The organism is Paraburkholderia fungorum (genome assembly GCF_900099835.1).
In the GTDB taxonomy this organism is placed as follows: Bacteria; Pseudomonadota; Gammaproteobacteria; order Burkholderiales; family Burkholderiaceae; genus Paraburkholderia; species Paraburkholderia fungorum_A.
On sequence record NZ_FNKP01000004.1, the window covers coordinates 264791 to 277471 of the forward strand.

The window sequence follows — 12681 nt, forward strand, 5'->3', positions numbered from 1 at the left end:
TTGCTGTTTCGATCGCGCCGTATCTAGGCGGCGCTCGATTTGTTGTGGTCGTCTTCCGGTTCGAGCAGAAAGATCTCGCCGTTTTGGCTAACGCGGATTCGAACCGGCGTTAACGTCTGGCCAAGGCAAGGCCCCAGTACGCACGCGCCAGAATCCATCTCGAACTGGGCGCCGTGCGCATGACAAACGACCCGCGTGCCTCGCGCATTGAGATACGCGTCCTTACGCCAGGCCATCGGCGTGTCACCATAATGCGGACACGCGTCGCGCCATCCATAGACGGCACCCGCGCGCCGCACGACAAATATCGTGTCGTGCCCCGCGCCGTGAGGGTCGAAACCACGTGCGCCAGGTTCGGACAGCGCGTCGAGATGCGTCAGGAAGATCACTGTCTTTACATTTCAGATGGAAGTTAGCGTCACCGCCGAGGCATCATCGGGCTGCGGGCGGCGGACCGCCCGGCGCCCACTTCTCTCGATGTTCGAGCAGGAACAATTGCGAGGCATCGGCACCCATCGGGGCCGCGCGAGCCAGCCAATCGTCGTTGTGCAGATCCATGTCTGCGTCATATTCGACGTGACAGCCGAGTGGGCTGTTGAAGTACCAAAACCAGTTCGATCCGAACCGATGCCGGCCTGGTCCCCAGAACGACTGATAGCCTTTTTCGACGAAGCGCGTACCGGCTTGCACGACTTCACTCGGACCGCCCATGTGGAAAGTGAAGTGCTCGCAACCTTTCATGAACGGCGGCGTCTGAATCAGGAAAAGAGTGTGGTGGTCAAGCGTACCGGCGGGACGCAGGAACGGGCCAACGCCAGTAAAACGGTCGGTGCAGCGAAAGCCGAGGCGTTCAACGTAAAACGCTTCAGCGCGCGCGGCGTCGGGCACGAAATAGACCACGTGAGATAGCGTGCGCGGCGTTAATAGTGCGTTGTCGTTGGATGCAACAACGTTAGGGGCGCGCTGCGCTGGCGCTCCGGGTGCATTGATAGACTCAGCAGGTAACGTGAGCGGGCGACGGGTGCTTACCTGGAAGCCGAGCGTGAAGCCCATATCGTCCGTGCTCTCCAGCGATCCGTCCGCAAGCTTGCGGACTTCCCGGTCCTTGCGCAGTTCGTGCGCAACCTGCTCCAGCGTTGCTTCATCCGCGACGCCGTAGATGGTCTTCCGTAACATGCTTGCCGTGCCGAGCGAAGGCGGAAGGCTTAGGTCGTCGACGTGACGAATTTCGATCGAGGTGCCATCCAGCGCCTCAAAACGGCCCACGTCGTTTTCGTTGCCAACGGTACTGACCGGCAATAAGCCATAGTCGACGAGGTACTTTCGGCAAGCGGCGACGTCATCGACGCCGAATACGAGACAGTCGGGTCCAATGATATTCATGGAAATATGACTCAAGTGTGATTACAGGTGAGTTCGGCCGCCGAGCACTTCTGCTACCCAGTCAGCAATGTAGTGGCCCGCGTTAATCGAGTTGTCGAAACTCGCGTGTTGAGCTCCACCTTCGCGCTCGGTGAAAATCTTCAATTCGCGCTTCGGGCTATTGACGAGCTGGTCATACGTGCGTTGTGCCCACGCGAGAGGAATCTGAGTGTCCTTCTCGCCGTGCGTGACGAGGAACGGCACCCGAATGCGATCGAGCACGCCGTCGAGATGGACGTTCTCCGCAATCTGCATGAAATCGTCAATGTCTTTCGCCCCCCATACCCAGCACACATGTTTCCAATAGTGCGGCACCGGAAAGTCGCCTTCTCGTTGCAGCCGCTTTTTCTGCACATCCCGCCAGTCGTGATTTGCGCCCCAGACTACGCCGCACGCAAAACGCGGTTCGAAGGCCACTGCGCGCGGGCAGTAATAGCCACCAAGCGAAACGCCTTCCATCCCAATACGTTTCGGGTCCACGTCGGTGCGGGTTTCAAGCCAATCGACGATGCTGCTGGCCCAGCGTTCGCTGTCGTAGACGGCGTGCATGTCGTGCAAACGGAGCGCTTCGCCAGTTCCGGGTTGATCAATCACTAGCGACGAGACCCCCCGTTCGGCAAGCCAGGACGGTAAGCCAACGAAATACTTCATCTCTTTCGTTGAATCAAGTCCGTTGACCTGTACGAGCAGTGGCGCGCGTTCCGCCGCTCCTTTCGCACGCACCAGCAATCCTGAAAGGTGGCCGTCACCATATGGGACTTCGACGCGCTCGCAGTTATCGCCAGCGAGTCTTGTGCCTTTTTCGAAAGTGTCCAGGAGGCGCTTGTAGAGTTCGACGCGTCCCGGCGAGTCATGTGCAAGCATGCGCTCGCAGGTAATCAGATAGACGCTGGCGCGCTTGTACTTTTCTCCCGCTGAAAGAAGGCGACCGCATGCTTCATCTTCCTCCGCGAGTTCGCAAAGCCTGTCGGCCATATGAACCCATGCTTCGCGGAACGCGCGTGTTCCTTCGGCGTCCGGCTGCTTCGCCGCTTCGTGAAGCGGTGCGCACATGGTCTCGATCTCGCCGATGCGCGCGCCCATTTCGATGGCGAGGTCGACCGACAGGTTCCAGACATAGTTGGTTGGAAAGTAGCGGAACATGATATTCAGTGGTCCATTGCAAGAGAGGTATAGGCGTCGGCGCGCAGCTTTCGCGAGTAACTACGTCACATCAACGGAAACGCGATGTTGAGCCAGACGTTGTTGCTCTTCGATGTATTTGCGGCGTACAGACCCTGCTGATAGTTGAGGTTAATTTTGATCGGGCCCGCGTCGTAGACGATCGACGGCCCAAAGCCGACACTCCGCGTGCGGTTTCCGGATGCGACTGTTGCGCCGTTCACAATGTCGTTGCTGTATTGGTTGAGGTAGGACCCCACCACACCAACTTTCCAATGCCCGAAATGCCAGCCGGCCTCGACTTCACCAAGGTAGGCATCGCCAGACGTGTAGCCAGTTTCACCATTACGCTGATTGATCAGGAAGCGATTGGAGAGGCCAATATCGATGCCGTCTGGTCGGCTGTAACGCACCGCGAAAACCGGCTGCAGCGACAAATAGCCTACAGCGACACTGGGTTTAGTCGCGCTGTACGAGCCGGTTGCGAAGGCCAGATCAAGGCCAGTCGCTACCGCAACATCCCTGCTCGGACGCCACAGCATGATTACCGGCGAGACAGTGATGTTAGAGAGACCGTTCTGCGTCGAGCTCTGGCCGGCTACGGTCGTATGTAGCGATACGACTGGAATCACAAGTTGCGAGTAGAAACGCACGCCCATCAGTTCCAGCGGATATGAGGCCAACAGACGCGTGACCGACGTGGCCACCGACGAATGAAATGGCACGGGCAATTTGTCACCATCATTGCCGTACAAACCGTTCGAAAAGCTGTAGTTGAACTGCTGCAGCGCAAAGAGACCGGGGAACGGTGGCATCGATGCAATGTTGTCGCCCGTGGCGCTAGCCGGGTACGGCGACACACCACCTTCGAAAGCGCTAGCCCGCTGTGCAATCGCGGCCAAGGTGATTGCACAGCCGACAATGATGAGTTTCCTTTTGACTGACATTTTGTCTCCTGACGAGCAATCTTTGGAATCGCTCGGTTGTAGTTTTGTATTGGGTAACGCTAGATTAAGATGCGCGTATATATTTGAAAAATGGATTCGATCCATCCAAGGTATGGATGCGATGAATGAGGTGAGCGTTAACCCTAATAAAGGCGGTAACTATGTGGGCAGTTTTACACTCCACACTTGGCCGCCGAGGAGACGATGCAAATGCGGTTCAACAAGCTCGATCTCAATTTGCTGGTCGCACTCGACGCATTGCTGAGTGAGCGCAGCATCAGTCGTGCAGCAGAACGCGTAAATTTGAGTCAGTCCGCTATGAGCAACGCTCTTGCGCGACTCAGGGACTATTTCGGCGATGATCTGCTCATCCAGGTCGGCCGAAAGATGGAGTTAACAGCCCGTGGGGAAGGGCTGGCGGATCCGGTCCGCGATGTACTCGTGCGCGTGGAAGCCAATATCTCAACCCAACCAGCTTTTCTGCCTGCGGAATCGACGCGCGTCTTCCGCTTGCTCGTGTCGGATTACACGGTATCAACGCTGATGCCGTATGTTCTGACTCGCGTCTATGAAGCAGCGCCCGGCATTCGCATTGATTTACGGCCGCAGGTGGCGCATCCGGAACGCGCTCTTGAACGCGCTGATGCCGATATGTTGATCATTCCAAAGGAGTACTGCTCATCCGCTCACCCAGCAGAGGTGCTACTCGAAGAAGATTTCTGTTGCGTGCTTTGGAAAGAAGCGCCGCTCGCTGGCGGTCTTCTGACGCGAGAGGATTACTTGGGCGCCGGCCACATTGTCGTCCTGCCAGCCCAAGGCCAGCCGGCGGTAGAAGACGGCTTTATCAAGCAGCTAGGTGTGACGCGCCGCGTCGACGTGACGACATTCAGCTTCGCGTCACCTGCACAAATGGTTGTCGGCACGCATCGCATCGCAACCATGCATCGACGGCTAGCGCGACAGGCGCAGCGTTGCGAGCCAATTGTGATCCGAGATGTCCCCCTTCCCATGCCTGTTATGAAGCAAACTGTGCAATGGCATACGCATCGGACATCCGATGCGGGACTTCGCTGGCTGCGGGAGATACTCAAAGAGTCGGTAATCGCGATGGATCGCTCGACCGCGAGCGAGCATCCGGAGAATATTTCGGGTTAGGGTAAATATTTCCCCCATCACTCATAGGAGCCTTCCGAGCCAAATCGTGAGCGTCGCTTTGACCTAGCCGGAGGCCAACGTCGCCCGGCGGTTCACCCTCAGGCACTAACTTCGCCACGGTGCGCGGCGTCTGCGTACGTCTGTTCGCACTAGATGCTGTATCGAGCACGTCGGAGAATTCGATCGCGACACCGATATATTCATCAGTTGGTTCCCTATCCAACGCCCGATGATCGAAAACGGCGGTTGGAAGTGGGGCGACATCCATTGGAAAAGCTCGGTTCGCAGGGAGAAATCGCCGCCAGACAGTCAGCCGTGGCATGAAGCGAGTGACATAAAAAAAGCGCTCTCGACCCTTGCGAGTTCAGTGGCCGCTCCCAAGGCGCATCCGACGCTTGAATGTCCAACTGCGTCTCCCCGCGAAGGTCGCCTGTTGGCCGGCTACCGACTCATGCGTTGCGCATCGACGGGCGCGCAAGCAGATGCGGGCGACTGGCAAAATGCGACCCGAAGCATACCTTCAACAAGGCTACATGCCATTGACCCTTTCGAAGGAAAAAGCGGACATTGGAGCTTTGGGTTCCCTTAGGAAATTGCCCAACGTCACGGTCTCCTGCTCTCCCGTGGGGCAACGCTCAAACAGCACGCACGAATTAAACGACTGTCAAACGTGAAGAGATGATGGCTCAGCAGTTGGCTGACGGCAAAAAAACAGAATGAATCGTGCATAACGTGTGCCGTTTTCGCGAAGTGGCTGAACAGATTCAGATCGCGATCTTCGCGCTCACTCCTTTATATGCAGCGAATCGAGCGAACGTTTGCGCAACTGCGTGTCGTGCAAAGCGCCGGCTGCTTCGAGCACGGGGTACGCCGTCGAACAGAACAGCGAGTTCAACCTTTTCATATTGCCGATCAGATCGAGGTGCAACGCGCTGGTCTCGATCGTGCGCGAGCTCTGGCCGGCCAGCCGCTCCAGGTGCTTGTGCGAATAGGCGCGCTCGAGATCCCGGAAACGCTCCTTTTCTGCGAGCAGCTGTTCTGCGCAACGCAGATCGCTATTCAGGAAGACCGAAAGCCCGAGTCGAAGATTGCTGACTAGCCGCGCGTGCAGGTCGTCGAGTTCGCCGAGCCCCTGCTCCGAGAAAGCGAGGCGCTGCGAGATCTTCTTCTCCTCGATGTCGCTGACGATACGTTCGATGATGTCGCCAGCGTGCTCGAGATTGATCGTCAGCGAAATAATGTCGGTCCACCGGCGACTCTCGGCCTCGTCTAGCTGTTCGCGCGAGATCAGTGTCAGATAGCTCTTCACTTCGCCGTAAAGCTGGTCGACGTCGTCGTCCATGCGCATCGTGGCGCGTGCCACAGCGAGATCGTTGCGCCGCAGAAGTTCCGACACGTTGTCCAGCATCACGCGCACGATATCGCCGATGCGCAGCACCTCGCGCGATGCATTGGCCAGTGCGAGACCAGGGGTTACGAGTCCGGCCGGGTCCAGGTACATCGGACGTAGTTCACCACCGGGCACGGGTTTGTCTGGAAACAGGCGTTTGCAGATGTCCGCCATGCGCCTGACGAGCGTGAGGCATGCGCAGCAGCGCACCGTGTTATAGATCACGTGAAATCCGACAACCGCCTCACGGGGATTAGCAATCACGGCGGGAAGCCATCGCGCGAGAAGCGTGGTCAATGGCAAGATGATCAGTGCACCGCCGACCTTGAACGCGAAGCTGCCGACTAACAGTCGCCTCGCCGCCGCATTCTGTGGCAGCGCGCCCATCAGCGCGAGCATGCCGCTGCCGAGGTTGGCGCCGACGACGAGACAGAGCCCGACTTTCAGCGAGATCACACCGGACGATGCGAGCGTCGCCGTCAGTAGCACGGCCGCCAGGCTCGAGTACGACAGCATCGCAAAGGCGGCGCCCACGAGTGCGTCGAGTATCGTGTCGCCCGTCAGCGCACCGAACATCACGCGCACGCCTGCTCCCTGCATCATTGGTTGGGCTGCTTCGACAATCAGGTGCAACGCCAGCAGGATCAACCCGAGCCCGATGATCGTGCGACCCGCCTGCCCAACCCGCGTCTGCTTGCGCGTCAGGAAGAGCGGAACACCGGTCAGGAACATCAGGGGCGAAAGCCAGGAGAGATCGAGCGTCAGCACACGCGCCATCAACGCCGTGCCGACGTCCGCGCCTAACATCACCGTGAGGCCACCCGCAAGCGAGACGAGTCCCTGCGCGGCAAACGATGTAATGATCACGGCGGTCGCGTTGCTGCTCTGTACGAGACTCGTCACCCCGATACCAGCAAGAAACGCACGCAACGTGCTGCCGGTACTTCGCCCGAGGATGGCTCTAAGATCGGCGCCCAGCACCCGGAGAATTCCGGTACGAACGATATGCGAGCCCCAGACGAGGAGCGCAACGCTTGATAGCAGGTTAAGAAGAATCAGCACGGCAGATCGGCTTCCACAGCAGACGCAACGATGTCTCGAGAAATGTCCGCACACGGACGACGAAATGTGACAATAGTGTTACACAATCGGCCAACGTTTCAAGTGTTGATTTAACCACTGAATACGACGTCTGCCGCGTGATTGTGGCGATTTGAACTGCTTGAGTGGACGGTGTTTTTGTCGTGATGTACTCCGCTGCCAGCTTCCTTTTTCGCGGTGCACGCTTCGAAAACGAAATGATGACTGGGCGTTTCGGACGCGCTGGTTCACGAAAACGTCATCCAGTCGCGCGCTGCAATCGCTAACATGAAGCGACGACCTCGTCGAAAAAATCCGAATACGTCACTGAGGGAGGGGCAGACGTGCAAAGACGAAGCGCTTTTGACATCTGGCTGCCGTTCGCATTTTTTGCCGTCCTTTGCCTGACGTCCACTCCCGGACTGATATTTGCCCTGTCGTGGATGACCATCGGCATGATGGCCATCGGCCACCGTGGACTTGACAGTTTTCCCCGCGTGGAACCCGATGTACGCTGGCGTTCAGGGTATCGCTCGGCGGCCGTGTGGTTCTATCACATCGCCTGGTGGCCTTGGTATGCGCGTCGCGAACTGACTCGCTGGACGAAACGTATTTTGCTGCCGGTCGCCGCGGCGATCTCACGCGATTCTGTCGTACGCGATAGCGCCCGATCACAACAACGTGCCGACAGTCCGCCCGGCGAGCACGTTGACCTCAGCGATGCACCGCCTGCAGCGCGACGGCGAAACAGATTTGAGAACTGAAGGCCCGCAACAGTCCGCAAGAAACTACTGGAAGCGGTGAGCGAGCCACCAGCCGGCCGCCGCGATCACTGCCGAGGCCGGGATCGTCAGTATCCAGGCCCATACGATATTGCCAGCTACGCCCCAGCGCACCGCGCTCAACTTGCGTGTGGCACCGACGCCCACGATGGCACCGGTGATCGTGTGCGTCGTCGACACTGGAATGCCTAGCCATGACGCAGTGAACAGAGTCAGCGCACCGCCTGATTCCGCGCAAAACCCACCGACCGGTTTGAGCTTGGTGATTTTCTGCCCCATGGTCCGGACGATCCGCCAGCCTCCGAAGAGCGTTCCCAGTCCCATCGATAGGTAACACCCGCCGATGACCCAGACCGGCGGTGCGTCGGCTGTGGCCGATGCGTAACCCGAAGCGATCAGCAGCATCCAGATAATGCCGATGGTTTTCTGGGCGTCATTGCCACCGTGGCCCAGGCTGTACAGCCCGGCAGAAATCAGCTGCAATCGCCTGAAGCGCCGGTCGACCTTGCTTGGCGGCGTACGGAATTCGAGCCACGACACCGCAAGCATAAAAAACGATCCAAGCACGAAGCCAAGCAGTGGCGAAATGAAGATGAACGCGACCGTCTTCAGGAGGCCGTCCATGTTCAGTGCGCCCCACCCGGACTTCGCAAGCGCAGCACCGACGAGCCCGCCGATCAGTGCATGCGAGGAACTCGACGGAATCCCGTAGATCCACGTGACGATGTTCCAGCCGATCGCCCCTGCGAGTGCGCCGAAAATCACGTAATGGTCGACGATATCCGGATCGATCGTCCCCTTGCCGACCGTCTGTGCGACCTTCAGATGGAAGACAAAATACGCGATCACGTTGAACGACGCTGCAAACGCGACGGCCTGTTGCGGTTTGAGCACGCCTGTGGAAACGACCGTGGCGATCGAATTGGCGGCATCGTGAAAGCCATTCAGGAAGTCGAACACGAGCGCGATCGCCACCAGCAGGCCGACCGACCAGATCGCGAGCTGGACGGACTGCATCAGCCGTTTTCCAGCAGAATGCCTTCGACGACCTTGGAAACGATCTCGCACTTGTCCGTGATTGTTTCCAGCAGTTCGTACACGCTCTTGAGCTTGATCAGGGTCTTCACGTTTTCCTCCTCGCGAAACAGTCGCGAGATCGCCGTGCGAAGCAGCCGGTCCGCTTCCGATTCGAGCTGATCGATCTCCCGGCAGCACTGCCGGATCTCGTTCGCCTGTTTCATGTCGGAGAGCATCTGCACGGCCTGCTGAACCTGAAGTACCGTCTGCGTGCTGATTCGCGCGAATTCGATCGCGTCTTCCGGCAGCGCTCTCACCTCGTACAGCGTGATGGTGTTCGCCACGTCCTCGATCACATCAATGATGTCGTCCATCCCGCTGATCAACTTCTGGATGTCGTCGCGATCGATGGGTGTGATGAAGGTCTTGTGCAGCAGGTCGTTGCAGTCGTCCGTGAGCTTGTCCGCCGATTTCTCGGCAATCTTGATGGTGCCGCGGTGGCGCTCGGCCTCGCCGAGATCCTCGATCAGTTTTTCGAGCGCGCGACTGCCGTCGACGATGAAGCGGGCGTGGCTATTGAAGATCTCGAAGAAGTTGCCCTCTCGGGGCATGAAGCGACCGAACATACGCGGATCACCCGTCAGCGACGGAGCGCGGATCGCCCCGTCATGAAAAGTTCATATTCTAACGATAGACGGGAGTCAGCTAAAAAACTGCGGCCAAAGCCTATGGCGCCCCGAAGGACATTTGGACTAGCTCGCCTGCAAAGGACGCTCGAAACCTCTGGCCCAATTTCGCGTAACTATTTCGGTTCAACGCGCCGCGTGGTCGCCCTGCCCGAACAGAAGTCTGACGATCTCGCGCGTTGGCACGCTGGTGACCAGCGTGCCAACTTTTCTCGGGCGGAACCAACGGCATCGAAGTATCTCATTGCATGGCGCGGGGCGCGCTTCGTCCGGAAGGATCGAAACAAACACGTGATGCCGCTTGTTCAGACCGCCGAACTGGAACAGGTAGTTCAGCTCATGCCCTTCCAGTGTCGTTTCCTCGCTCAGCTCACGACGCGCAGCCTCCACAGGCAATTCGTTACGACGAACTGTGCCGCCGGGCAACGACCATCGTGACCGTCCGCGTTCCACGAAAAGAATCCTGCCGTGGCGCCAGCACACTACCGTTGCCCTGTCTTTCATGACCTGTAGATCTGTACCCCATGTCCTGTTGACTGGGCCGCCCCGGATGCCGCTTAGAAAGGCCCGCAAGCGGTTCAACCTAACTCACACCATAGCAGCCAGCACCCTGTCCGGCAGATCGCGGCCGCTAGCGACGTATTCTGACGGGAAGAAAATGCGATGAAAACAGCTCAGGCGATTAAATCCTTTCGCCTTCAGGCCTTATAGCCATTGCCTATGTCTTATCTGCGCCGACATTGATGGTGGCCGTCGCCCAAGTGACGATTGGCGCGCCGCTTCTGGGCTACAGACTCATCGAGGAGTGCCTGTAGAAACATAGTCCAAGCGCATCGCGCCGCGACATTCGCAGCAATCCGGCGGGTACTTGACGAAGTGCCAACCCGGATGCGCGACTACTCGTCGCGTGGGATGCTTTCCGGACAGTGCGTATCTACGTCCGCGCCGGGTATGCAGATTTGCCGGCGCTACAACCAGCCGAAGCAATCGGCTCACGAGCCCGTCAAGACACGTTGCTGCCTGCCGTCGACCCGTTCCAGACGCGCAAGCAGTTCCTCCGCCTGCTTGCGCAAATATACCGGCAGCATCGGCATCGCGAGTATCGCCCCGATCCTTGCTCGCCAATAGTACAAACCGATTTCCCGGCCAGGCTGATTCGACGACCTCTCCGGAGCCCTTCGCTCCAGATGATTCAGCACGGAGCGGATATGCGTCAGATCGTTTTCCAGCAATGTGAAACTCATGCCCTCTCCTCGCTATTCTGTGTGACTTCGGGCATGCCGATCCTGTGTGATCCCGATGGAATCAGCGTGCCCAGTTATTCTGATTTTGTTGGAAACGTTACCGTTGCGAGCGTGTCCAGCGACACCAGTCGTGATGATCCAGATTTCGCAAAAGTTCGGCGCGGCGCTTTTCCCGCCTGTAGTGCGCCGTGACTGCGGTTGCGGCGATGACCAGCACGGTCGTGCCGACGACAATCCCTATCCAGGTTTGCTCCACGTCCGCCTCCTTGCGCCACATCATTTGCCGGCATCATCCTCGCGCAGTGAATATGACTGTAGGGCGCGCAGATGACAGAACGACTGCGATTGAACGTGCAGTATCAGCAGCGGAGCGCTCGCAGCATCCCGTGTCCGCGGGCGCTAACACGTGGTTTCGGCATGACGACGTCAGGCGGCCCCATGTCGACCAGTTCCAGCTTGCTCAGGGCGCCCAGTTCCGGACTGTCCAGACCAACCCTGTCCGGCGCATCCTTGATCAACAACAGCGTAGCCACTTCGTGAAGGCTCAACATGATGCGGATCTCCAGGAAATGAATCGCGAAAACGATGGGCAATCGGCCACTGACGGCGCAATAAGGCAGACGCAATAAACCAGTTTCCGGACTTTCAGGAGGATGTGTCGGATGTCCTGGCGGACAGGACCGTCCGGTAAAGCTATTTCATCGCTTTGGGACAGCAGGTGGTGCGCACTTGCCGGAGGCATAAGCGGTCGAGGACCCGGCCGGCGATGTAGCAGAAGACATTGTGGCTGTATCCGGCGTCAATGTAGGGAGGCTTATCACGCGCAACATCATGTCGACGCCTTTTGCGCTCCACGCCATGTCGTCGAGCAAGCCGCGCGAATGCGAAACGTCAACGACATCACATCCACGAAAAGGCCGGCAGGTTGTCGCCATCGACAGAATGTCGAACCAGCCCTGCGTGTACGCCGCGATCTGCGCACTCAACAGCGGCAATGTCTGCGCATGAACGCGAATCGCCTGCTCTGCAGTGCGTGCCAATGCCAGACGTTCACAGTGTTGCGCAGCATTAGCGAGCGCAGAACAGCACGTCTCGAGGTTCAGGCGCGCCAGATTTCCGAAGCTGAAGAACAGCTGACCTGTCCATGTCTGGACATGCTCCACGCCTGCATCATGAGTCATCGCATCTGGTATCCGTTCAACAGTGCTCATGGATTTTTCTCTCAGGTTCTAGATGAGACAGGCCGACTGTTGCAGTCACAGCACACACAAGCCGCCCTCTCGGAACGGCCCCTAGGCCCCTTCATCGATTTAGAGTAATCATTCTATCGCTGTCATGCTGGCGCTAATAATGCCGTATGCATCAGGAATTTCCCCACTATGTGGGATTTATATATTTGTGTTGAGAGGGCTCCGCGCCATTCAACGGACGCCGGTGTGGCAACCACGGTCACAGTTGCGAGCACACCTTTCCAGATTTTCGGAAGCTGCCGCCTTCTCGTCTTGCTCAACCCGGATCGTGACAAAAGAGGTCGTCGACGATCTTGCGCGCGGCGCTATAGCCGCCCATCAACGCATCGACTTCGGTCATGAACGGCCGTCCAGAACTCTCTCCAAAACGCAGTGGAGAAAAGACCGCAAGTGTGCGGTCCGCCAGAAAGATCCGCACGATGGCGACGTAGCCGGGCCGAACCGGCACGCCTGCAGACCGCTGCCGCTGGGTGTCGGCATCGGATTCGACAGATACCTCGAGCGTGTAGCCTTCGTAGTCGTAGGTGCGCATCATGGTTGATCTCCC

Annotated in this window: 15 protein-coding genes; 2 read left to right on the forward strand and 13 right to left on the reverse strand. The window is 58.2% G+C overall.

Going from position 1 to position 12681, the window contains the following annotated elements:
• Positions 1-23: 23 nt before the first annotated feature.
• The 4 genes from BLS41_RS36845 to BLS41_RS36860 all read right to left on the reverse strand — a co-directional run bounded on the left by BLS41_RS36845 (position 24) and on the right by BLS41_RS36860 (position 3530).
• A complete protein-coding gene (locus BLS41_RS36845; RefSeq protein WP_216350668.1) occupies positions 24-386 on the reverse strand; it encodes a Rieske (2Fe-2S) protein in 363 nt (120 codons plus the stop codon).
• A gap of 46 nt (positions 387-432) precedes the next feature.
• Entirely contained in the window at positions 433-1383 is a 951-nt protein-coding gene (locus BLS41_RS36850; protein ID WP_074774297.1) for a VOC family protein, read from the reverse strand.
• Positions 1384-1404: 21 nt separating this feature from the next.
• The gene (locus BLS41_RS36855; RefSeq protein WP_074774300.1) at positions 1405-2565 is read right to left on the reverse strand and encodes an alpha/beta hydrolase family protein; all 1161 of its coding nucleotides are present in this window, start codon (positions 2563-2565) and stop codon (positions 1405-1407) included.
• A gap of 65 nt (positions 2566-2630) precedes the next feature.
• Positions 2631-3530, reverse strand: coding sequence for a SphA family protein (locus BLS41_RS36860; protein ID WP_074774303.1), 900 nt, complete (start codon positions 3528-3530; stop codon positions 2631-2633).
• A 210-nt stretch (positions 3531-3740) separates the two neighbouring features.
• Between BLS41_RS36860 and BLS41_RS36865 the strand changes: the two genes are divergently transcribed.
• Positions 3741-4685 carry a LysR family transcriptional regulator gene (locus tag BLS41_RS36865; protein WP_074774306.1) on the forward strand — a complete coding sequence of 315 codons (945 nt, stop codon included), beginning with the start codon at positions 3741-3743 and terminating at the stop codon, positions 4683-4685.
• Between the two features lie 784 nt (positions 4686-5469).
• Here the strand turns inward: BLS41_RS36865 and BLS41_RS36870 are convergent.
• Positions 5470-7137, reverse strand: a complete 1668-nt coding sequence (locus tag BLS41_RS36870) for a Na/Pi cotransporter family protein (protein WP_074774309.1) — start codon at positions 7135-7137, stop codon at positions 5470-5472.
• 362 nt (positions 7138-7499) lie between these two features.
• Between BLS41_RS36870 and BLS41_RS38805 the strand changes: the two genes are divergently transcribed.
• A complete protein-coding gene (locus BLS41_RS38805; RefSeq protein ID WP_143026500.1) occupies positions 7500-7919 on the forward strand; it encodes a hypothetical protein in 420 nt (139 codons plus the stop codon).
• Positions 7920-7943: 24 nt separating this feature from the next.
• Here the strand turns inward: BLS41_RS38805 and BLS41_RS36875 are convergent, their stop codons facing one another.
• The 8 genes from BLS41_RS36875 to BLS41_RS36910 form a co-directional block, all read right to left on the reverse strand.
• Positions 7944-8954, reverse strand: a complete 1011-nt coding sequence (locus tag BLS41_RS36875; RefSeq protein WP_074774312.1) for an inorganic phosphate transporter — start codon at positions 8952-8954, stop codon at positions 7944-7946.
• Positions 8954-9580, reverse strand: coding sequence for a DUF47 domain-containing protein (locus BLS41_RS36880; protein WP_074774315.1), 627 nt, complete (start codon positions 9578-9580; stop codon positions 8954-8956). The genes BLS41_RS36875 and BLS41_RS36880 overlap by 1 nt, the downstream gene beginning before the upstream one ends.
• Positions 9581-9766: 186 nt before the next feature.
• Positions 9767-10144, reverse strand: a complete 378-nt coding sequence (locus tag BLS41_RS36885) for an NUDIX hydrolase (RefSeq protein WP_074774318.1) — start codon at positions 10142-10144, stop codon at positions 9767-9769.
• Between the two features lie 488 nt (positions 10145-10632).
• Complete coding sequence (locus BLS41_RS36890) at positions 10633-10884, reverse strand: hypothetical protein (protein WP_074774321.1); 252 nt, start codon at positions 10882-10884, stop codon at positions 10633-10635.
• 97 nt (positions 10885-10981) lie between these two features.
• Positions 10982-11140 carry a hypothetical protein gene (locus BLS41_RS39325; RefSeq protein WP_171910399.1) on the reverse strand — a complete coding sequence of 53 codons (159 nt, stop codon included), beginning with the start codon at positions 11138-11140 and terminating at the stop codon, positions 10982-10984.
• A 103-nt stretch (positions 11141-11243) separates the two neighbouring features.
• Positions 11244-11510, reverse strand: a complete 267-nt coding sequence (locus BLS41_RS36900; RefSeq protein WP_253189930.1) for a hypothetical protein — start codon at positions 11508-11510, stop codon at positions 11244-11246.
• Between the two features lie 72 nt (positions 11511-11582).
• Positions 11583-12095: a hypothetical protein gene (locus tag BLS41_RS38810; RefSeq protein ID WP_143026501.1), complete on the reverse strand. Its 513-nt coding sequence runs from the start codon at positions 12093-12095 to the stop codon at positions 11583-11585.
• Between the two features lie 295 nt (positions 12096-12390).
• On the reverse strand, positions 12391-12669 hold the full coding sequence (locus BLS41_RS36910; protein ID WP_074774330.1) for a hypothetical protein: 279 nt from the start codon (positions 12667-12669) through the stop codon (positions 12391-12393).
• Between the last annotated feature and the right edge of the window lie 12 nt (positions 12670-12681).